Source organism: Burkholderia sp. BCC1644, assembly GCF_902833225.1.
Taxonomy (GTDB): domain Bacteria; phylum Pseudomonadota; class Gammaproteobacteria; order Burkholderiales; family Burkholderiaceae; genus Burkholderia.
Map to the genome: position 1 here is coordinate 88,457 of NZ_CADFEI010000007.1, position 22,014 is coordinate 110,470.

A 22,014-nucleotide genomic window follows, 5' to 3' on the forward strand; every position below is an offset into this window, starting at 1 on the left:
GCGATGGCCATGAACGTCGGGCAGGACGATAGCGACGAGGTGATCGCCAACATCAACACGACGCCGCTCGTCGACGTGATGCTGGTGTTGCTGATCATCTTCCTGATCACGATTCCGGTCGTGACGCACACGATCCAGCTTCAGCTGCCGAAGGAGACGGTGCAGCCGCTGCAGACGACGCCGAAAAGCATCGAGATCGCGGTGAATCGCGACGGCGATTTCTTCTGGGGCGAGCAGCTGGTGGACGCGCCGACGCTGCTCGCGAAGCTGAAGGGTGTGTCGCAGCAGCAGCCTCAGCCGAGCGTGCACGTGCGGGGCGACCAGGACACGCGCTACGAGTTCATCGGCAGGGTGGTCACGATGTGCGAGCGCGCGGGAATCGCGAAGCTGTCGTTCATTACGGAGCCGCCGGCACGCGGCGGTTAGGTGACAACGCGGATCGGCTGCAAGGCATGGGGCCCGCGTAAGCGCTGAAGCGCCAGCGTGGGTCGACCGCAAAGCATGGGACCCACGTAAGCGCTAAAGCGCCAGCGTGGGTCGACCGCAAAGCATGGGACCCACGTAAGCGCTAAAGCGCTAACGTGGGTCGACCGCAAAGCATGGGACCCACGTAAGCGCTAAAGCGCTAACGTGGGTCGACAGGAGTCGACGATGGGGATGAACGTGCCTTCGGGCGGGAGCAATGCGGAACCGGAAGTGATGGTCGACATCAACACCACGCCGCTGATCGACGTGATGCTGGTGCTGCTGATCATGCTGATCATCACGATTCCGATCCAGATGCATTCGGTGAAGATGGACCTGCCGGTCGGCAACCCGCCGCCGCCGGCCACGCCGCCGGAAGTCGTGCAGATCGACATCGACTTCGACGGCACGACGACTTGGAACGGCGCACCGGTGCCGGACCGTTCGGCGCTCGAGGCGAAACTGACCCAGGTCGCGGCGGAACCCGTGCAGGCGGAGATCCACCTGCGACCGAACAAGCTGGTGCCGTACAAGGACGTGGCGGCCGTGCTGGCGTCGGCGCAACGCGTGGGCGCGACCAAGATCGGCCTGATCGGTAACGAACGGTTCATGCAATGACGAAACGGACGAGCCGATGAACCAGCGACGATGGAAACGGATCATGGCGGTGACGGCGCTCGGTGCGGCCTGCACGCTCGGCCGGCCGGCATTGCCGGCGGACGCGCTGCGGCCGGACGTGGCGAAACCGCTCGCGGCGGCGCAGGAACTGTACCGCGCGCACAAGTATCGCGACGCGCTCGGCAAGATCGCGCAGGCGGCTGCCGTGCCCAACCGGACGCCGTACGAAACGTACATGGTGGAGGAGATGCGCGGCGCGGCGGCCATGGCGGCCGGCGAGACGGGCACGGCCGCGCAGGCGTACGAGACGGTACTGAACTCGGGGCGGCTGTCGGGCGAGGACGAGCAGCGGACGACGGCCGCACTGGCCGGCATCTATTTCCAGCAGAAGAATTACCCGCTGGCGATCCGGATCGCCCAGCGCTACCTGAAGGCAGGAGGCACGGATCCCGAAATGCGCACGCTGCTCACGCAGTCGTATTACCTGTCGAACGACTGCGCACCGGTCGTGAGCCAGTTGAAGGCGAGCACCGATGCGCAGGCGAACGGCGGGCACGCACCGGACGAGGGGCAGTTGCAGATGCTCGCGACGTGCGCGCAGAAAGTGAAGGACGGCAATGCGTATCGCGGTGCGCTCGGGCTGTTGGTGGCCTACCATCCGAGCCCCGCGTACTGGAACGAAATGGTCACGGCCATTCGCGGCACGCCCGGGTATCTGTCGTCGCTCGACCTCGATATCTACCGGTTGCGCCGCGCAACGGGATCGCTCGCGACGGCCGACGCGTACATGGAGATGACGCAGCTCGCGCTGGTTGCGGGTTCGCCCGCGGAAGGCAAGCAGGTGATCGACCAGGGGTTCGCGTCGGGCGTACTCGGCAAGGACGCACAGGCGGACCGCGAGAAACGGCTGCAGGCGCTTGCCGCGAAGCGCGCGCAACCGGGCGGAGACGCCGCGACGCCGGCGACGCCGCTCGACACGGGCATGAACCTCGTCTTTGCGGGCCAGGCGCAGCAGGGGCTGCCGATGATGGAGCAGGCAATCGCGAAGGGCGGCCTCGAACATTCCGACGCGGCGCGACTGCGGCTCGGCGAGGCGTACTACGTGGCCGGCCAGAAGGCGCACGCGGTCCAGGTGCTGCGCACGGTCAAGGGGACCGACGGTTCCGGTGACCTGGCCAGGCTGTGGACGGCGGTGGCATCCCGGTAACGCAGCGACAGGGCGCCGGCGCACGCCGCGGCGCGGTCGGCAAGCGGTGTGCTGCCGTGAGCGTTTCGGTGCATGACGGTCAAGTCCGACGTGGAAAAGGGGCAACCTTGTTAGTTAGTAAACCGAATGAAATATGCGAGACGAGTGCGGACCGGCCGCGACGGTGCCGTGCTGCGCCGCGCGCCGTCCGCACTCGGCTGCCGTGCGCGGGCGCGTATCGCGCCGGGCCGTGCGCATCGTCGCATCGGTCAAGGATCGCCGACATCAAACCGATTTCGACTGCGAGGCTCAGTTCATCCATGGTTGTGCCCCCTGATGAGTCGGTGCTCGTCGCCGTGTCGCTCGGCAACAAGATCCGGGCGCTGCGCCAGCGCCTGAAACTTACGCTCGACGAAACCGCCGGCATTGCCGGCATTTCGAAGCCGTTCCTGTCGCAGGTCGAACGCGGGCGGGCCACGCCGTCGATCACGTCGCTGGTCCGGATCGCGAAGGCACTGGGCGTGACGATGCAGTACTTCATCGACACGCCGACGGAAGCGCGTTCGGTATGTCGCGGCAACGCGCTGCAGTATTTCCAGTTCGCGAACTCGACGAGCCTGTTCGCCCGGCTGACGAACCTGGTCGATGGCCGCAAGCTCGACGCGATCCTCGTCAGGATGCCGGCGGGGCAGTTGCCGTCCGAAATGACCACGCATGCGGGCGAGGAGTTCGTCTACGTGATGCGCGGGCAGGTTGCGCTGACGCTCGAGGACTGCACGTTCACGCTGAACGAGGGCGACACCGCGCATTACGAGTCGACGATGCCGCATGCGTGGCACAACACGGCCGACGAAGAGGCGGTGATCGTCTGGGTCGGCACGCCGAGGCTGTTCTAGCGGCGGCGGCGGCACGTCGGGCCGCGACGAAGGAGAAGTATCCGATCGAGGGAGGGCCAGGCACCACGACGCGCCATCCATCGAATCGGGAGGAAGCAGGCAGTGCGCTCAATGTAGGTAATTAGTATGACGAATCAAAATCAGAAAAATCGGTCGTGCTGAATGGCACTGGTGCCCCGAGGCCGATCCGTTCGCTTCATGGCGGTCGAAAGAGTGGCAATCGAGGGTTCCGGTACACGGGCACCCAGGACGCGCAAGGAATTCACAAGGTTCCGGCGCACAGCAGGTGGGGTCTTACTACGAGCGAGAGGGAACAAGATGAAGCAGAGAGTGTTGGCGTTGGCCATCAAGAGGATAGTCTGGGCGGAACTCGCGTTGACGGCCGCACTGGCGCCGTCGGCGTTCGCCCAGAGCCAGCCGGCGCCGGGCGCGGTCGCGGTCGCGGATGCGGTCGCGAACGGCGCGCCCGTGGTCGTCGCACAGGCGGGCGGGACGGCGGGCACTGCCGCTGCAACGGGGGCTGCGGTGCCCGATGCGGCATCCGGTGCAGCGGCCGAAGCAACGCCCGCCGCACCCGGTGCGAACGGGCAGGGCAAGGTCGCGCAGATCAAGCGCTTCGAAGTGACGGGCTCGCTGATCCGGCAGGCCGACAAGACGGGCTTCCAGCAGGTGCAGACGATCACGCCGAAGGAAATCCAGGCCAGCGGCGCGGTGACCGTCACCGACTTCCTGCGCGACGCGGCGGCCAACTCGGCGAACAGCTGGGGTGAAGGGCAATCGGGCAACTTTGCGGCCGGCGCAGCCGGCATCGCGCTGCGCGGCCTGTCCGAGAAGTACACGCTCGTGATGGTCGACGGCCAGCGCGTCGCGCCGTACGCGTTCTTTTCGAATAGCGTCGATTCGTTCTTCGACCTCAACACGATCCCGCTCAACGATATCGAGCGGATCGAAATCGTGAAGACGGGCGCCGTGTCGCAGTACGGTTCGGACGCGATCGGCGGTGTGGTCAACATCATCACGAAACACAATTTCCGCGGCCTGCAGCTCGACGGCAGCCTCGGCAGCGCGATCAACGCCGGTAACGGCGACGGCACGATGAAGTTCGGCGTGCTCGGCGGCTTCGGCGACCTGAACGCCGACCGCTTCAACGTGACGGCCGCGCTCAGCTACTACAAGTCGAACGGCTTCACGCTGGCCGACCGCGATTCGACGCGCAACCAGGACTTCACCGGCAAGCCGGGCGGCTTCTCGCTGCTCGCGCCGTCGTACTGGAACATGCCCGGCGGCGTTGCACAGGCGCTGAGCGGGGGGTGCCCGTTCGGCGGCTCGGTCCATCCGGCCGCGTCGAATTCGCTGTCGGCCGGCTCGCCGGGCACGGTCTGCGGGTACAACACCGCTGAAAGCACGTCGATCCTGCCGATGACCGAGCGCCTGAACGCGAAGCTCCATGCGGACTTCAAGATCGACGACAAGACGACCGCGTTCGCGGATTTCCTCGAGAGCTACAACACGACCACGACCAACGACGGCCTGTGGAACAACGTGATCGGCAACTCGCAGAACCCCGCGCTCGTCTGGAATCCGCAGACGAAGCTGCTGTCGCCGTTCAACTACACGGTGCCGGTCAGCAACCCGTACAACACGACGGGCGCGGCCACGCCGCTCACCTACGCGTTTCCGAACACGGTTGCGCAGAAGACCTGGGCGAACTACTGGCGCGCGGCCGCCGGCATCAAGGGGTCGTTCACGCTGCCGTACGGCGACTGGGACTGGGCAACGTCGGTCAGTCATTCGCAGAGCACGGTGTCGAACGTGTTCACGAACCAGCTGAACGTCAATGCGCTGAACAACATCTACCAGAACGGCACGCTGAATTTCGCGAACCCGGCGGCCACGCCGAACGCGTTCAACGGGCTGTTCCAGGAAGCGAACAACCTCGGCATCTCGAAGCTCGACACGATCGACGCGACGCTGTCGACGCCGAACCTGTTCCATCTGCCGGCCGGCGACGTCGGTATCGGCTTCGGCGCGCAGTTCACGCACCAGAGCGAAGTGCTGACGCCGGGCTCCGAATACCTGAGCGGGGCGGTCATCACGCCGGACCTCGAGACGGTGAACGGCCAGCGCAACGTCGCGGCCGTCTATTACCAGATCAACGTGCCGATCCTCGAGAACCTGACGTTCAGCCAGGCCGGCCGCTACGACCACTACACGGACGTGGGCGGCGCCTTCTCGCCGCGTTTCGCGTTGCGCTACCAGCCGATCAAGGCGCTCACGCTGTATACGTCGTACAACCGCGGCTTCCGCGCGCCGACCTTCGTCGAGGACAGCAAGTCGCAGACGCTCGGCATCCAGGTCGATCCGGCCACGGGCCAGAACTACACGTCGATCACCGTCGGCAACCCGAACCTCGCGCCGGAACGCACGCGCAACTTCAACATCGGCTTCCAGGTGTCGCCGAGCCGCTACACGGATCTCGGCTTCGACTGGTACAAGATCCGCATCGACAACGTGATCGGCCAGGGCACGCCGTCGCAGGTCGTGACCGATCCGACGACGGGCCAGCTGCTGTACAAGGTGATCCCGTACCAGAACCTCGGCTACCTCGACACGAACGGCTTCGAGGGCACGTTCCGCCAGGGCCTGCCGCTCAAGGGCTGGGGCACGGTCACGCTGTCGGGCGACTGGGCGTACATCAACAGCTACAAGATCGGCTTCCCGGGCGGTACGCCGGTCAACGGCGCGGGCAACAACTTCACGATCACGCAGCCGTTCGGCGGCAGCTTCCCGCGCTGGCGCGGCAACACGACGCTGGACTGGAACTACCGGAAGTTCGATGCGGCGCTGACGTGGGAATTCACGGGCCCGTATGCGCAGAACCTGCTGCCGGCGCCCGCGCCGTCGAAGGTCGGTTCGTACAGCCAGTTCAACCTGATGATGACGTACACGGGCTTCAAGAACTGGACGATCTACGGCGGCATCAACAACATCTTCAACCGCACGCCGCCGTACGATCCGATCTTCGCGAACGGCACGCTGGACCAGAGCGGGTACGACACGTCGGTGTATTCGTACATCGGCCGGTTCGCGCAGGTCGGCGCGACGTACAAGTTCTGACGGAGGCCGCGATGGATTGACAGGCTTGGACGGGCCGCTCCACGTCCACAACCCCCCCTTTATCAGGAGCGGCCCTTTTTCGCCTGGCGCCACGCGAGCCCGCAACCGGGGCGCGCGACGGCGCCGTGTTTCGATCGTTTGCACCATGAACTACCGGCAGGACGCGGCCAGCACGTGGCGTCCGGCACAGGCATCGACCGCGCGCAGGCTTCGCGCCCGCACGCTTCCGGACAGACAGACCATGACATTGTTGAAATGGCGATGGGCACGCGTGTCGCACCACGCGCGCCCGATGCGCGCGCACGCGCGAAGGCGCGACGGCGTACGGGCCGCGCTGTTCGCCTGCGTGGTGCTGCTCGCGTCGGGCGGTGCGATGCCGCGGGCCGCGCTCGCGGTGCCGGCGATCTCGCAATACGACCAGCCGAAATATCCGCCGGACTTCACGCATTTCGACTATGCGGACGTGAATGCGCCCGACAACGGCACGCTCGATTTCGAAAACTACGACGAAGCGCAAAGCTACGATTCGCTGAACCCGTTCCTCGTGCGCGGCTCGCCCGCGCCCGACATCAAGAACCTGATGTTCGACACGCTGATGCAGCGCAGCTGGGACGAACTCGCGTCCGAATACGCGCTGATCGCCGACGACGTCGAGGTCGCGCCGGACCGGCTGTCCGCGACGTTCCACCTCAACCCGGCCGCGCGCTTCTCGAACGGCGACGCGATCACCGCGGCAGACGTCAAGTATTCGTTCGACACGCTGACGAGCCCGCAGGCGTCGCCGCTCTACAACGCGCAGTTCTCGATCATCAAGCGCGCGGTGGTGGTCGACGGCCGCACGATCCGCTTCGAGTTCAAGCACGCGGAGCGCGACGCGGCGCTGATCGCGGGCGACCTGCCGGTGTTCTCGCCGAAATGGGGGCAACGCGCGGACGGTACGCGGCCGCCGTTCGACCAGATCGCAACCGTGCCGCCGATCGCGAGCGGTGCGTACCTGATCGAGCAGCGCAGGAACGACAAGCAGATCCGTTACGTGCGCAACCCGCACTACTGGGCCGCGAACCTGCCGTCGCGGCGCGGCATGTTCCGCTTCGCCCACGTGTCGTTCAAGCTGTACCTGGACCAGTACACGTCGCTCGAAGCGTTCAAGGCCGGCGACGTCGACGCGCGGATGGAATACAGCTCGACGCAGTGGGCGCGCAAGTACGTCGGCAAGAATTTCCGCAACGGCATGCTGAAGAAGGGCGAATTCCCGGACGGACCGGCGCAGATGCAGGGCTTCCTGATGAACCTGCGCAAGCCGATGTTCCAGGACGTGCGCGTGCGGCATGCGCTCGCGCTGGCGTTCGACTTCGACTGGATGAGCCGGATGATGTTCTACGGGCAGTACCGCCGCACCAGCAGCTTCTGGGAGGCGAGCCCGTTCGCGGCGTCCGGCGTGCCGAGCGCGAAGGAACTTGCGCTGCTCGAACCGTACCGGTCGATCTTGCCGCCGACCGTGTTCGGCCCGATGATCGGCCAGCCGTCGACGCTGCCGCCCGGCTCGCTGCGCGCGAACCTGAAGGAAGCGCGCGACCTGCTCGAGCAGGCCGGCTGGCACTACCGGGACGGCGCGCTGCGCGATGCGAACGGCACGCCGATGACGATCGAGATCATCGACGACCAGCCCGGCATGGACCGCCTGATCCTGCCGTACACGCAGGCGCTCGCGACCCTCGGCATCCACGCGTACCTGCACGAGATCGACAGCGCCGTCTACCTGAAGCGGCTCGACAATTTCGAGTACGACATGACGACGTACATCTACCTGCCCGTGACGATCCCCGGCGCGGAGCTGACGCGCCGGTTCGGCAGCGCGGCCGCGTCGCAGCCGGGCTCCGAGAACTATCCGGGCGTGAAATCGAAGGCCGTCGATGCACTGATCCGTGCGGCGCTCGCGGCGGACACGCTCGACGATCTCGAGACGGCCACGCACGCGCTCGACCGCGTGCTGATCAACCTGTACGTGCTGATTCCGCAGTACTACCTGCCGAACGCACGGATCGGGTACAAGGCGACGCTCGATCATCCGGCGATCGTGCCGGACTCCTATCAGTACGAGGACTGGATCATCGACTACTGGTACGTGAAGAAGCCGGCCGCACAGCCTGCACCGGCGGCCTGACGGGGAGCAACGATGCTGGCATACATATTCAGGCGGCTGCTGCTGATGATCCCGACGCTGGTCGGGGTCGTGACGATCACGTTCGCGGTCACGCAGTTCGTGCCGGGTGGCCCGGTCGAGCAGGTCCTCGCGCAGTTGCGGCACGGCAGCGCACGCGGGGGCGAGGCGGGCGGAGGCGGGGGCGGCTATCACGGCAGCCAGGGCGTCGATCCGCAGCAGATCGCGCAGATCCGCAAGCAGTTCGGCTTCGACAAGCCGCCGCTCGAGCGCTACCTGCTGATGCTGAAAAGCTATGCGACGTTCGACCTCGGCCAGTCCTACTTCGCGCATCGCAGCGTGTGGGCGGTGATCCGCTCGAAGCTGCCGGTCTCGATCACGCTCGGGTTATGGACGGTGATCCTCACGTATCTCGTGTCGGTGCCGCTCGGCATCGCGAAGGCGGTGCGCAACGGCTCGCGGTTCGACACCGTGACGAGCGTGCTGGTACTGACCGGCTACGCGGTACCGGGCTTCGTGCTCGGCGTGCTGCTGCTGATGCTGTTCGGCGGCGGCACGTTCTGGCAGGTGTTCCCGATGCGCGGGCTCACGTCGGACAACTTCGACGACCTGACGATGGTCGGCAAGACGCTCGACTATCTGTGGCACGTCGTGATGCCCGTCACGGCGGCGGTGATCGGCAACTTCGCGATCGTCACGATCCTGACGAAGAACACGTTCCTCGAGGAAATCGGCCGGCAGTACGTGCTGACCGCGCGGGCGAAGGGGGCGCCGGAGCGCGACGTGCTGTGGAAGCACGTACTGCGCAATGCGGCGATCCCGCTGCTCACCGGGCTGCCGGCGGCATTCGTCGGCGCGTTCCTGAACGGCAACCTGCTGATCGAGACGCTGTTCTCGCTCGACGGAATGGGGCAGCTGTCGTACGACGCGGTGATCCGTCGCGACTATCCGGTCGTGCTCGGCTCGCTGTTCCTGTTCACCCTGATCGGTCTGCTGACCAAGCTCATCGCGGATATCTGCTATGTCCTCGTCGACCCCCGTATCCAGTTCAGCCGCCTGGACCACTGAGCGCGCGTGCGCGCCGTCGCCTTCGCCATGGCGGCGCACGTGGCAGCGCTTTCGCGCGCAGCCGCTCGGCTATGCGAGCCTCGTGATCTTCGTCGTGCTGTTCGCGCTCAGTCTGTGCGCCGATGGCCTGTCGAACGACCGGCCGCTGCTCGTGCGCTACGACGGGCACTATTACTTTCCGATCGTGAAGGACTATCCGGAGACCGAGTTCGGCGGCGATTTTCCCGCGAAGACGAACTACCTCGACCCGTACATTCGCGCGAAGCTCGAATCGCACGGCAATTTCGCGGTTTATCCGCCGAACCGGTACCGCTACGACACGATCGACTACTTTGCGTCGCGGCCGTATCCGGCGCCGCCGTCGTCGAGCAACTGGCTCGGCACCGACCAGTTCGGCCGCGACGTGCTCGCGCGGCTGCTGTACGGGTTCCGGCTGTCGGTGCTGATGGCGTTCGCGCTGACCGTGTCGGGCGTGCTGGTCGGCGTACTGACGGGCGCGCTGCAGGGCTTCTACGGCGGGCGCACCGACCTGATCGGCCAACGCCTGATCGAGATCTGGAGCGCGCTGCCGGACCTGTACCTGCTGATCATCTTCGCGTCGATCTTCACGCCGTCGCTGTGGCTGCTGTTCATCCTGCTGTCGATGTTCGGCTGGCTCGTGCTGTCCGATTACGTGCGCGCCGAATTCCTGCGCAACCGCACGCTCGATTACGTGAAAGCCGCGCGCACGATGGGGCTGACGAATGCGCAGATCATGTGGCGCCATGTGCTGCCGAACAGCCTCACGCCGGTGATCACGTTCTTGCCGTTCCGGATGAGCGCCGCGATCCTGTCGCTGACGAGCCTCGATTTCCTCGGTCTCGGCGTGCAGCCGCCGACGCCGAGCCTCGGCGAGCTGCTCCAGGAGGGCAAGAACAACCTCGATGCATGGTGGATCTCGATCTCCGCATTCGCGGCGCTGGTGGTGACGCTGCTGCTGCTCACGTTCATGGGCGACGCGTTGCGCAACGCGCTCGACACGCGTTCGCGCGGCTCGGCGTTCGGCGGGGGGCGATGATGGCGAACGCGTTGCTGCAGATCGACGGGTTTTCGGCGCGCTTCGGCGCGAAGCCCGCCGTGCAGGATCTGAGCCTGTCGATTGGCCGCGGCGAGCGGGTCGCGCTCGTCGGCGAATCGGGCTCGGGCAAGAGCGTGACGGCGCTGTCGATCCTGCGGCTCGCGCAGCAGGCGACGCTGTCGGGGCGGATGCTGTTCGACGGCGAGGACCTGCTCGCGAAGACCGAACAGCAGATGCGCGGGATTCGCGGCGCCGACATCGCGATGGTGTTCCAGGAGCCGATGACCGCGCTGAATCCGCTGTATTCGATCGGCAAGCAGATCGCGGAGAGCCTGCGGTTGCACGAGGGGCTGCGGCCGGGCGACGCGCGCGAACGCGGGATCGCGCTGCTGCGGCGCACCGGGATTCCGGAGCCGGAGCGGCGGATCGACAGTTTTCCGCATCAGCTGTCGGGCGGGCAGCGCCAGCGCGCGATGATCGCGATGGCGCTCGCGTGCCGGCCGCGGCTGTTGCTGGCGGACGAACCGACGACGGCGCTCGACGTGACGGTGCGCCAGCAGATCGTCGATCTGCTGATCGAACTGCAGGAGCAGGAAGCGGCCGCGCGCGGCATGGCCGTGCTGCTGATCACGCACGACCTGAACCTGGTGCGGCGCTTCGCGCAGCGCGTGGCCGTGATGGAGCAGGGTGTGCTGGTGGAGACGAACACGACCGATGCGCTGTTCGCCGCGCCGCAGCATGCGTACACGCGCCGGCTGCTCGACAGCGCGCCGCAGCGGGCCGTCGAGCCCGTCGCGGCCGGGGCGCAGACGATCCTCGACGTGCGCGATCTCGCGGTCGATTACCGCATCGCGGCGAAAGGCTGGCGCGCGGTGCTCGGCAAGACGACGTTCCGCGCCGTGCACGACGTGCAGCTGTCGCTGAAGCGCGGCGAAACGCTCGGGATCGTCGGCGAGTCGGGCTCGGGGAAATCGACGCTGGCGGCCACGGTGCTCGGCCTGCAGCGGCCGGCGGCCGGCGCGATCGAGATCGATGGCATGCCGCTCGACACGCTTCGGACGACGGGCGGCAGGCGCACGCTGTACGGCAGGATGCAGGTCGTGTTCCAGGACCCGTTCGGCTCGCTGTCGCCGCGGATGACGGTCGAGCAGATCGTCGGCGAAGGGCTCGCCGTGCACCGGCCGCAGGTGGCCGGCGACGCGCGGCGTGCGCGGATCGCCGCGCTGCTGCAGGAGGTCGGCCTGCCGGCCGAGTCGATGCTGCGTTATCCGCACGAATTCTCCGGCGGCCAGCGGCAGCGGATCGCGATCGCGCGCGCACTGGCGGTCGAGCCGGAGCTGCTGGTGCTGGACGAGCCGACGAGCGCGCTCGACGTGTCGATCCAGAAACAGGTGCTGAATCTGCTGACGAATCTGCAAAAGAAGTACAAACTGAGCTACCTGTTCATTACCCACGATCTCGCGGTCATGCGTGCGATGGCTCACCGGGTCGTCGTGATGAAGGCGGGGCGCGTGGTCGAGGAGGGCGATACGCTCGACGTGCTGCATGCGCCGTCCCATCCGTATACGCGTGCACTGCTTGCGTCGTCGATGCTGGCGCCGGTGCGCGGTTCCCGAGAGAGCACCGATGATTGACGTGTACCGGGCGCAGCGCGCCCACGCCGCGCGCGTGCCGTGCGGCGAAACGCCGGCGGTGCGCTGACGCATGCCGATGCCGTCGTTCTTCATCGATCGTCCCGTCTTTGCGTGGATCGTCGCGCTTGCGATCGTCGTCGCGGGCGTACTCGCGATTCCGCAGCTTCCGATCGCCCAATATCCGCGCCTGGCGCCGCCGCGCGTCGTGATCACCGCCGCGTACCCGGGCGCGTCGACCGAGACGGTCGACGGCGACGTCGGCAGCATCATCGAGGAAAGCCTGGATGGCGCCGACGGGCTGCTGTACTACGAGACGAGCAGCGACGGTCACGGCAACCTCGAGATCGACGTGACGTTTTCGCCGGGCACCGATCCCGACATCGCGCTCGTCGACGTGAACAACCGGCTGAAGCAGGTCGAGTCTCGGTTGCCGCAGCAGGTCGTCCAGCAGGGGATCGGCGTGTTCAAGGCGGCAAACACGTTCCTGATGCTCGTCACGCTGACGTCGACCGACGGCCTGCGCGATTCCGCGCAGCTCGGCGATTACCTGAACCGCTACGTGCTGCGCGAGCTGAAGCGCGCGCCGGGCGTCGGCGCGGCCGAACTATGGGACGCCGACGAGGCGCTGCGGGTCTGGCTCGATCCGCACAAGCTGCGCGAATACGGTCTCGGCGCCGACGACGTGATCGCGGCGATCGGCACGCAGAACGCGACGGTGACGGCCGGCGCGATCGGCGACGCGCCGTTTCCGGGCGGCCAGCAGCTTACCGCGCAGATCGTCGTCAAGGGGCAGCTCGCATCGCCGGACGAGTTCGGCCGGATCGTGCTGAAGTCGAAGACGGACGGCTCGGCGGTGCGCGTCGCCGACGTCGCGCGCGTCGAGATCGGTCGCGACGACTACTCGTTCTATTCGCGGCTGAACGGCCGCCCGGCCGCGACGGTCGGCATCCAGCTCGGCCCGCGCGGCAACGCGCTCGAAACGTCGAACGCGATCCGTGCGCGGCTCGCCGAGCTGTCGAGGACGTTGCCGCCGGGCGTGGCGATCGAGATTCCGTTCGACGGCGCGCATTTCGTGACGATCGCGATCCGCGAGGTCGTGCTGACGCTGATCGAGGCGGTCGTGCTGGTGTTCGGCGTGATGTGGCTGTTCCTGCGCGACCTGCGCTACACGCTGGTGCCGACGGTCGTGATTCCGGTCACGCTGATGGGCGCGTTCGTGGCGATGTGGGCGTTCGGGCTGTCGATCAACGTGTTCACGATGTTCGGTCTCGTGCTGGCGATCGGCATCCTCGTCGACGACGCGATCGTCGTCGTCGAGAGCGTGCACCGCGTGATGGAGGAGGGCGTGTCGCCGCGCGACGCCACGCGCCGGGCCATGAAGCGGATCGGCGGGGCGATCGTCGGCGTGACCGCGGTGCTGACCGCCGTATTCGTGCCGATGGCTTTTTTTCCCGGTACCGTCGGCGGCATTTACCGGCAGTTCGCGGTGGCGATGATCGCGTCGATGCTGGTGTCGTCGTTCATGGCGCTGTCGCTCACGCCCGCGCTGTGCGCGAACCTGCTGAAGCCGGTCGCGCGGCACGACGGCAGGGCCGCCCATGCGCGGCGCCGCGGCATCGGCGCGCGGCTGGCCGACCGGTTCGGCGCGGGCTTTACGCGCGTCGAGGCCGGTTATCGCCGCGTCGCCGTGTTCGCGGTGCGGCGCACCGGCATCGTCGTCGCGGTCTACGCGGCGCTCCTGATCGGCTGTGGGTTGCTGTACTGGATGATGCCGGGCGGCTTCCTGCCGACCGAGGACCAGGGGCAGCTGCAGGTGATGATCCAGTTGCCGGCCGGCGCGACGCAGGCACGCACGCTCGTGGCCGTCGAGCGTGTCGAGGCGATCCTGCGCGCGGAGCCGGCGATCGCGAACGTGACGAGCGTGATCGGCTGGAGTTTCGCGGGCAGCGGGCAGAACGTCGGGATGGCGTTCGTGGAGCTGAAGGACTGGACGCAGCGCGACGTCGACGCGATGACGCTGCGCGACCGGCTCAACCGCCGTTTCGGCGAGATTCTCGACGGCGACGTCGAGGCGTCGCTGCCGCCTTCGGTGCGCGGCATCGGGCATTCCGACGGTTTCACGTTCCGGCTCGAGGATCGCGGCGGGGTCGGGCTCGATGCATTGAAGACGGCTCGCGAGCAGTTGTCCGAACGCGCGAAGGCGGATCCGCTGCTGGCCGCCGTGCATTTCGAAGACCTGCCGGACGCGCCGCGTATCGAGCTCGACGTCGATCGCGCGAAGGCGTATGCGCTCGGCGTACCGTTCGAGCGGATCGCGGGGCTCCTGGGCGGCACGTTCGGTTCGAACTACATCAACGATTTTCCGGCGTCGGGCCGCATGCGGCGCGTGATCATCGAGGCCGAGCCGGGCGCCCGCACGACCGACACGCAACTGATGGCGCTGACCGTGCCGAACCGCACCGGCGACATGGTGCCGCTTTCGGCGATCGCCGCGCCGCACTGGACGATCGGCCCGGTGATGCTGAACCGTTACAACGGCTATCCGTCGCTCGACATCAGCGGCCGGGCGGCGACCGGCACGAGTTCGGGCGCGGCGATGGCGGAGATGGAGCGGCTCGCCGGCGGGCTGCCGGCCGGAATCGGCTTCGACTGGGTCGATGCGGCGCGCGAGGAGCAGGTCGCCGCGCGGCAGACGCCGCTGCTCGTCGGGCTGTCGGTGCTCGCGGTCTTCATGGCGCTCGCCGCGCTGTACGAAAGCTGGACGATTCCGCTGTCCGTGCTGACGATCGTGCCGCTCGGCATGATCGGCGCGATTGCGGCAGCGCTCGCGCGCGGGATGCCGAACGACGTGTACTTCAAGGTCGGGATGATCACCGTGGTCGGGCTGGCGGCGAAGAACGCGATCCTGATCGTGCAGTACGCACGCGACCTGGCCGCGCGCGGCGTGCCGCTGCGGCAGGCGGTGATCGACGCGGCCGCCGCGCGATTCAGGCCGATCGTGATGACGTCGATGGCGTTTCTGCTCGGCGTCGTGCCGCTCGTGCTGGCGACGGGCGCGGGCGCGGAAAGCCGGCGGTCGATCGGAACGGGTGCGTTTGGAGGCGTGTTGGCGGCGACGATGTTCGGGCTGGTTTTTGCGCCGGTGGCGTTTCGTTTGGTGGTGTCCGCCGGCCGGCGTGGCCGGCAGGCTGCGGGGATGCGGCGGGACGCGCGGCGAGCGGAAACGGTCGGGGATCTGGAGGTGGATTGAGGTGGGAGCGGGTTGTTTTTCGGTTGGATCAGGGGTTGGTGGATGCCAATCTCCACTGAAATATCGTATTTGACATAATCATAATTATCACCAGATTGGATTGTAGAGGCTAGATAGAAATGTCCGCTTTTGGCTACATAGAAATGTCCGCTTTCGCGCCGCGTAAGCTGTCCGGCCGCCGGGTGTCCGGCGCCGGAGGCTGCGATGGCTGCAACGGAGCGGATCACGATGACGATGCGCGAGCTGGACCGATTCAAGGTCATTCAGGACGTGGCGGACGGCAAGCTGAAGCCGTGGCGTGCGGCGGAACGGCTGGAGTTGACGACCCGGCAGATTCGCCGGCTGGTCGCCCGGCTGCGTGAGCATGGCCCGGCTGGATTGATGTCGGGACACCGAGCGACGCCCGGCAACCGCCGTCTGGACCCAGGAGCCGCCGACCGGGCACTATCGATCATTCGCGATCGCTACGCCGATTTCGGACCGACACTGGCCTGCGAGAAGCTCTGGGAATGTCACGGCATCCGGCTGGCCAAGGAAACGGTCAGGAAGCTGATGACGGAGGCTGGTTTATGGGTGCCGCGCCGGCAGCGGCCGCCGAAGGTTTATCAGCCGCGCGCGCGCCGGGCGTGCCTGGGCGAACTGATCCAGATCGATGGCAGCGACCATCGATGGTTCGAGGAACGGGCGCCGGCCTGCACGCTGCTGGTGTACGTCGACGACGCGACGAGCCGGTTGATGATGCTGCACTTCACGCAGACCGAATCGACCTTCAGCTACTTCGAAGCGACGCGCGCGTACATCGAACGGCACGGCAAACCTGGGGCGTTCTACAGCGACAAGGCCAGCGTGTTCCGCAACGTGAAGCCAGGCAAGACCGGTAACCGTGTGACACCGTTCGGCCGCGCGATGTACGAGCTGAACATCGACACGTTCTGCGCGAACAGCAGCTCGGCCAAGGGGCGCGTCGAGCGAGCGCACCTGACGTTGCAGGATCGACTGGTCAAGGAGTTGAGATTGCGCGGGATCAACACGGTGGCCGACGCCAATGTTTACGCGCCCTCCTTCATGGCCGCTTACAACGCCCGCTTCGCGAAGCCACCGAAGAGCGACTTCAATGCGCACCGGTCGCTGCGGGCCGATGAGAGTCTGGACCTGGCGCTGACGTGGCGTGAACCGCGGCAAGTGACGAAGTCGCTGACGGTGCAGTACGACCGAGTGATGTACTTGTTGGAGGACACGCCGGAGAACCGGAAGCTGATCGACCGGCAGATTGAGGTGTGGGAGTACCCGGATGGGCGGATCGAGATTCGTGCTGATGGTCGAGCGTTGCCCTACAAGGAATACGACCGCCTGGCTGAAATCGATCAGGGCGCCATCGTCGAGCACAAGCGTTTGAGCCATGTGCTGCAGGTCGCGCAAGCGCTTCAGGCGCAACGCGATAACAGCCGAATCGGTAAAGCGCCGTCACGCACACATCGCGGCGACTCGACCCGGACCAATCGAAACGAGGCCGAACCGGGCAGGAAGAAGCAACGGGAGATCACGCAGGCCGACGTCGAACATGTGATCGTGGACCTGGCTCGACGGAAGCAAGCCGCAAAGCTGCCAAACAAACCTGGCCGTCGGTCTGCAAAAACGGAGGAAACGAACGCAAGCGCCCTGCCCGTTCAGGCGCCGACCTTCGACACTGCGTAACGGTTAAAGCGAGGAAAGAGACGCAGCAAAACCGACCTTAAAACCGGACATCTCTAAATGGCTGGAAGGTGGACATCTGAATCCGGATATGACATGGATGTAAGAGCAAAGTTGTAATGTCGCATCTAGGCAAAGTTGAAATGTCGTGTTTTGGCCTGCAGGTTGATCGCCGACACCCCACAGAGCGTGCCGCCGCTCAACGCGCACCCGCCGTCTATCGCGGCTCGCTCGCCGCGACGATCGCGCCGCCTTCACCCGTCGCCGGCCCGCCACCGCCGAGCACCTTGTACAACGTGACGAGATTCGACAGCTTCGCGAACCGGTCGGTCACGAGCTGCTGCTGCGCGGTGTAAAGCGTACGCTGCGCGGTAAGCAGCGTCAGGAAGCTGTCCGTGCCGCTCCGGTAGCGCGCCTGCGCGAGATCGTAATAGTCCTGCGCCGCCGTGACGTACTCGCGATCCGCATCGACCTGCATCACGTAAGTTTCACGGCCGGCCAGCGCATTCGCCACTTCCTTGAACGCGGTCTGAATCGCCTTTTCGTAATCCGCCACGTCGATGTCCTTCTCGATCTTCGCGACATCGAGCGATGCCTTGTTGCTGCCGTAGTCGAAGATCGGCAGCGAAATCGACGGCGCGAACGCCCACGCGCCCGTCCCGGCCTTGAAGAGCTGCGACAGGCTCGTGCTTGCCGTGCCGGCCGTGGCGGTCAGTTCGATCTTCGGGAAAAATGCGGCGCGTGCGGCGCCGATGTTCGCGTTCGCCGCCTTCAGCGTATGTTCGGCCGCCACGATGTCGGGCCGGCGCGTCAGCAGGTCCGACGGCAGGCCGACGCCGATGTCGGCGAACATCGCATCGTTGTCGAGCAGCGTCGGGCCGTCGCCGAGATCGGCCGGCAACGCACAACCGATCGCCGCGGCCAGATCGTTGCGATCCTGCGCAACGGCCCGCGTGTATGACGCGACGCTCGCTTTCGCCGTTGCGAGCGACGTCTGCGCTTCGCGCACGTCCTGCAGCGACGCGCTGCCGATCTTCTGCATCGTGACCGTGAGGTCGTAGGTGCGCTGATCGGCCGTCACGGTATCCGTCGCGATCTTCAGCATCGCCTGGTCGGACTGCCATTGCAGATAATCTGTCGCGACCGTTGCGACGAGCGAGAGTTGCGTACTGACGCGCGACGCATCCGTGGACAGGTAGTTTTCGAGCGCCTGCCGCTTCAGGCTGCGCAGGCGCCCGAAGAAATCGACTTCCCACGACGTCGTGCCGACCGACACGCTGCTCGACCGGCTGATCGTGCCGTCGCTACGGGCATTCGACAGCGAACCGGTCGCGTCGATCGACGGCGCGAGCGCCGCCCGTGTTATCCGGTATTGCGCCTCGTACTCGGCAACCTGGAGCGCCGCGACGCGAAGATCGCGATTGTTGTCGAGCGCGAGCGCGATCAGCCTCTGCAGACGCGCGTCCCTGTAGTAGTCGCGCCAGCCGGTGTCGGCCGCCAGCGGCGCCGCGCTGTCGTTCGCCGCGGATGCCGCCGACGGCGCCGCCGCGCCCGCGCCCGCGCCCGCGCCCGCGCCCGCGCCATAAGCGGAACCGGTGGGCCATGCGTTGTCGACCGGCGCGGCCGGACGCTGATAAACCGGATCGAGCGAACACGCGCCAAGCGCGGTGACGCACACCAGTGCCAGCAATTTCAGTTTCATGCCTCTTCCCCTGCCCGCCGCGCGTCGTCGCGGCCATGCTCGTTGAACAGCTTGCGCACGACGATGAAGAACACCGGTACGAAGAAGATCGCCAGCACCGTCGCGGCGATCATCCCGCCGGCGACGCCCGTGCCGATCGCGTGCCGGGCGGCCGAACCGGCGCCGGTGCTGATCACGAGCGGCAGCACGCCGAACACGAATGCGAGCGACGTCATCAGGATCGGCCGCAGCCGCAGATGCGCGGCTTCGAGCGTCGCCTCGATCAATCCCCTCCCCTGTGCCTGCAGGTCTTTCGCGAATTCCACGATCAGGATCGCGTTTTTCGTCGACAGGCCGATCGTCGTCAGCAGGCCGACCTTGAAGTACACGTCGTTCGACAGGCCGCGCAGGTGAGCGGCCGCGAGCGCGCCGAGCACACCGATCGGCACGACGAGGATCACCGCCAGCGGTACCGACCAGCTTTCATACAGCCCGGCGAGACACAGGAACACGACGATCAGCGAAATCGCGTAGAGATAGGTCGCCTGCGAGCCGGCCAGCACTTCCTGATACGACTGGCCGGTCCACTCGATGCCGAAGCCGGACGGCAGCTGCTTCGCGATTTTCTCGACCGCTTGCATCGCCTGACCGGTACTGACGCCGGACGGCGTCTGCGCGCTCATCTCCATCGCGAGCGTGCGGTTGTAGCGTTCGATCTGCGGCGGGCCGAAGGTCCAGCGCGTGGTCGAGAAAGCGGAGAACGGCACCATCTCGCCGTCGTAGCTCGTCGTCGAGGTCGACGACGCATTCGACGAGGAATCGGCGCGCACATACCATTGCCCGACGTCGGCCGGCATCATCCGGAACGGTGCGTCGGCCTGGACGTACACCTTCTGGATCCGTCCGGTATCGATGTAGTTGTTCACGTACGACGAGCCGAACGCGGTCGACAGCGTCGAGTCGATGTCGGCAATCGACAGCCCGAGCGCGCCGGCCTTCTCGCGATCGATGTCGACGTACAGCTGCGGCGAGTCCTCCAGGCCGGACGGCCGCGTCATCGCGAGCGACGCATCCTTCGCGGCGAGCGCGACGAACCGGTTGCGCGCGGCCAGCAGCTTGTCGTGCCCCTGCCCCGAGCGATCCTCGATCTCGAAATCGAGACCGCTCTGCGTGCCGAGCCCCTGGATCGCCGGCTGGTTCATCACGAAGACCTGCGCATCGCGGCGCTTCGCGAACGCGGCATTCGCGCGGCCGATCACCGCTTGCGCGCTGTCTTGCGATCCGCGCTGGCCCCAGTCCTTCAACTGGACGAACGCGAACGCGTTGTTCTGCCCTTGCCCGTTGAAGCTGAAGCCGTTGACGGCCATCACGTGCGCGACGGCCGGCTGCTTCAGGAAATACTGCTCGACGGCCTCGACGGTTTTCAGCGTGCTCGACGCGGGCGTGCCCACCGGCGCCGACACCGACACCATGATCGAGCCCTGGTCTTCTTCCGGCAGGTACGACGACGGCAGCGTCATGAACAGCAGGCCGACGACGCCCGAGATCAGCGCGTACGCGATCATCCAGCGCACCGGCTTCGCGACGACGCGCGCGAGCGACGCGCTGTATCCGGCGTTGCCTTTGTCGAACAGGCGGTTGAAGGCGCCGACCACCCCGCGCCGCTCGTGATGCGGAATCGACGAAGGCGTCAGCAGCGTCGCGCACAGCGCGGGCGTGAGCGTCAGCGCCAGCAGCACCGACAGCACCATCGCCGACACGATCGTCACCGAGAACTGCCGGTAGATCGCGCCCGTCGAGCCCGAGAAGAACGCCATCGGAATGAAGACGGCCGTCAGCACCGTCGTCACGCCGACGAGCGCGCCGGTGATCTGCCCCATCGCCTTGCGCGTCGCTTCCTTCGGCCCGAGCCCTTCATCGGCCATGATCCGCTCGACGTTCTCGACGACGACGATCGCGTCGTCGACCAGCAGCCCGATCGCCAGCACCATCGCGAACATCGACAGCACGTTGATCGAGAAGCCGATCGCCGCCATCACGCCGAGCGTCCCCAGCAGCGCGACCGGCACGACGATCGTCGGAATCAGCGTCGCGCGCAGGTTCTGCAGGAACAGGTACATCACGAGAAACACCAGCACGACGGCCTCGATCAGCGTCTTCACGACTTCCTCGATCGAGATCTTCACGAACGGCGTCGAGTCGTACGGATAACTGATCGCGATGTCCTTCGGCAGCTGCGGCTGCAACTCGGCGAGCTTCGCGCGCACCTTGTTCGCCGTCGACATCGCGTTCGCGCCGGTCGACAGCTTGACCGCAAGCGCTGCGGCCGGCTTGCCGTCGAGCCGCGACGACGTGTCGTACGAATCGCCGCCCACCTCGATGCGCGCGACGTCCTTCAGCAGCACCTTCGATCCGTCGGTGTTCACGCGCAGCAGGATGTCGCCGAACTGTTCAGGCGTCGTCAGCAGGCTCGACGACGAGATGGTTGCGTTGATCGCCTGCGAGTCGGTCGCCGGGGCGCCGCCGAGCTCGCCGACCGACAGTTGCACGTTCTGGTTCGTGACGGCTGTCGTCACGTCGGACGCGGTCAGCCCGACGCTTTTCAGCTTGACCGGGTTGAGCCAGATGCGCATCGCATGTTGAGCACCGAACAACGTGACGTCGCCGACGCCACTCACCTGCGTCAATGAATCCTCGATCTGCGCCGCAATCACGTTGCCGAGATCGATCGAGTTCAGCGAGCCGCCCGGCGACGACAGCGCGACGATCATCAGGAAGTTGCTGGATGCCTTCGCGACCTGCACGCCCTGCTCCTGCACCGTCTGCGGCAGCGATGCAGTAGCCTGCGTCACCTTGTTCTGCACCTGCACCTGCGCGATGTCGGCATCGGTGCCGGGCGCGAACGTCAGCGTGATCGATGCCTGCCCGGCGCTGCTGCTGGTCGACGACATGTACAGCAGGTTGTCGATGCCGGACAGCTTCTGCTCGATCACCTGCGTGACGGTCTTCGCGACCGTGTCCGCCGACGCGCCGGGATAGGTCGCGGTCACCATCACCGAAGGCGGGGCGATCGTCGGATACTGTTCGACCGGCAGCTTCGTCGTCGCCGCACCGCCGATCAGCATGATCACGATCGCGATCACCCATGCGAGGATCGGGCGCTGAATGAAAAAACCTGCCATGCGCCCT

13 protein-coding genes are annotated in these 22,014 nt (G+C 66.4%); 11 read left to right on the forward strand and 2 right to left on the reverse strand.

Annotated features, from left to right (window positions below):
* Positions 1-3 precede the first annotated feature (3 nt).
* From HWX87_RS15570 to HWX87_RS15620, 11 genes are all read left to right on the forward strand, one after another.
* A complete protein-coding gene (locus tag HWX87_RS15570; protein WP_047900735.1) occupies positions 4-426 on the forward strand; it encodes a biopolymer transporter ExbD in 423 nt (140 codons plus the stop codon).
* A gap of 225 nt (positions 427-651) precedes the next feature.
* Positions 652-1,083, forward strand: coding sequence for a biopolymer transporter ExbD (locus HWX87_RS15575; protein WP_176047945.1), 432 nt, complete (start codon positions 652-654; stop codon positions 1,081-1,083).
* 16 nt (positions 1,084-1,099) lie between these two features.
* Positions 1,100-2,290 carry a tetratricopeptide repeat protein gene (locus tag HWX87_RS15580; RefSeq protein WP_176047946.1) on the forward strand — a complete coding sequence of 397 codons (1,191 nt, stop codon included), beginning with the start codon at positions 1,100-1,102 and terminating at the stop codon, positions 2,288-2,290.
* Positions 2,291-2,589: 299 nt separating this feature from the next.
* Positions 2,590-3,165 carry an XRE family transcriptional regulator gene (locus HWX87_RS15585; protein ID WP_176047947.1) on the forward strand — a complete coding sequence of 192 codons (576 nt, stop codon included), beginning with the start codon at positions 2,590-2,592 and terminating at the stop codon, positions 3,163-3,165.
* 318 nt (positions 3,166-3,483) lie between these two features.
* On the forward strand, positions 3,484-6,282 hold the full coding sequence (locus HWX87_RS15590) for a TonB-dependent receptor (protein WP_176047948.1): 2,799 nt from the start codon (positions 3,484-3,486) through the stop codon (positions 6,280-6,282).
* 241 nt (positions 6,283-6,523) lie between these two features.
* Positions 6,524-8,446, forward strand: a complete 1,923-nt coding sequence (locus tag HWX87_RS15595) for an extracellular solute-binding protein (protein ID WP_176047949.1) — start codon at positions 6,524-6,526, stop codon at positions 8,444-8,446.
* A 12-nt stretch (positions 8,447-8,458) separates the two neighbouring features.
* Positions 8,459-9,511, forward strand: coding sequence for an ABC transporter permease subunit (locus HWX87_RS15600; protein WP_176047950.1), 1,053 nt, complete (start codon positions 8,459-8,461; stop codon positions 9,509-9,511).
* Complete coding sequence (locus HWX87_RS15605) at positions 9,465-10,568, forward strand: ABC transporter permease (protein ID WP_176047951.1); 1,104 nt, start codon at positions 9,465-9,467, stop codon at positions 10,566-10,568. The genes HWX87_RS15600 and HWX87_RS15605 overlap by 47 nt, the downstream gene beginning before the upstream one ends.
* Positions 10,568-12,202 (forward strand): dipeptide ABC transporter ATP-binding protein, encoded by a 1,635-nt coding sequence (locus tag HWX87_RS15610; protein ID WP_176048227.1) that lies wholly within the window; start codon positions 10,568-10,570, stop codon positions 12,200-12,202. The genes HWX87_RS15605 and HWX87_RS15610 overlap by 1 nt, the downstream gene beginning before the upstream one ends.
* A gap of 76 nt (positions 12,203-12,278) precedes the next feature.
* The gene (locus tag HWX87_RS15615; protein WP_176048228.1) at positions 12,279-15,452 is read left to right on the forward strand and encodes a multidrug efflux RND transporter permease subunit; all 3,174 of its coding nucleotides are present in this window, start codon (positions 12,279-12,281) and stop codon (positions 15,450-15,452) included.
* Between the two features lie 204 nt (positions 15,453-15,656).
* Positions 15,657-17,147: an ISNCY family transposase gene (locus tag HWX87_RS15620; RefSeq protein WP_176047952.1), complete on the forward strand. Its 1,491-nt coding sequence runs from the start codon at positions 15,657-15,659 to the stop codon at positions 17,145-17,147.
* A 214-nt stretch (positions 17,148-17,361) separates the two neighbouring features.
* Here the strand turns inward: HWX87_RS15620 and HWX87_RS15625 are convergent, their stop codons facing one another.
* Together HWX87_RS15625 and HWX87_RS15630 are read right to left on the reverse strand one after the other, a co-directional pair.
* Complete coding sequence (locus HWX87_RS15625; protein ID WP_176047953.1) at positions 17,362-18,846, reverse strand: efflux transporter outer membrane subunit; 1,485 nt, start codon at positions 18,844-18,846, stop codon at positions 17,362-17,364.
* Positions 18,843-22,007, reverse strand: coding sequence for an efflux RND transporter permease subunit (locus HWX87_RS15630; protein WP_176047954.1), 3,165 nt, complete (start codon positions 22,005-22,007; stop codon positions 18,843-18,845). Before HWX87_RS15630 ends, HWX87_RS15625 begins: the two co-directional genes overlap by 4 nt.
* Positions 22,008-22,014: the final 7 nt, after the last annotated feature.

Coding starts and splice junctions, on each gene's coding strand:
- HWX87_RS15610 (WP_176048227.1), top strand. CDS start 10,568: ATGGCGAACGCGTTGCTGCAGATCGACGGGTTTTCGGCGCGCTTCGGC.
- HWX87_RS15570 (WP_047900735.1), top strand. CDS start 4: ATGGCCATGAACGTCGGGCAGGACGATAGCGACGAGGTGATCGCCAAC.
- HWX87_RS15590 (WP_176047948.1), top strand. CDS start 3,484: ATGAAGCAGAGAGTGTTGGCGTTGGCCATCAAGAGGATAGTCTGGGCG.
- HWX87_RS15575 (WP_176047945.1), top strand. CDS start 652: ATGGGGATGAACGTGCCTTCGGGCGGGAGCAATGCGGAACCGGAAGTG.
- HWX87_RS15615 (WP_176048228.1), top strand. CDS start 12,279: ATGCCGTCGTTCTTCATCGATCGTCCCGTCTTTGCGTGGATCGTCGCG.
- HWX87_RS15580 (WP_176047946.1), top strand. CDS start 1,100: ATGAACCAGCGACGATGGAAACGGATCATGGCGGTGACGGCGCTCGGT.
- HWX87_RS15625 (WP_176047953.1), bottom strand. CDS start 18,846: ATGAAACTGAAATTGCTGGCACTGGTGTGCGTCACCGCGCTTGGCGCG.
- HWX87_RS15585 (WP_176047947.1), top strand. CDS start 2,590: ATGGTTGTGCCCCCTGATGAGTCGGTGCTCGTCGCCGTGTCGCTCGGC.
- HWX87_RS15600 (WP_176047950.1), top strand. CDS start 8,459: ATGCTGGCATACATATTCAGGCGGCTGCTGCTGATGATCCCGACGCTG.
- HWX87_RS15595 (WP_176047949.1), top strand. CDS start 6,524: ATGACATTGTTGAAATGGCGATGGGCACGCGTGTCGCACCACGCGCGC.
- HWX87_RS15620 (WP_176047952.1), top strand. CDS start 15,657: ATGGCTGCAACGGAGCGGATCACGATGACGATGCGCGAGCTGGACCGA.
- HWX87_RS15605 (WP_176047951.1), top strand. CDS start 9,465: ATGTCCTCGTCGACCCCCGTATCCAGTTCAGCCGCCTGGACCACTGAG.
- HWX87_RS15630 (WP_176047954.1), bottom strand. CDS start 22,007: ATGGCAGGTTTTTTCATTCAGCGCCCGATCCTCGCATGGGTGATCGCG.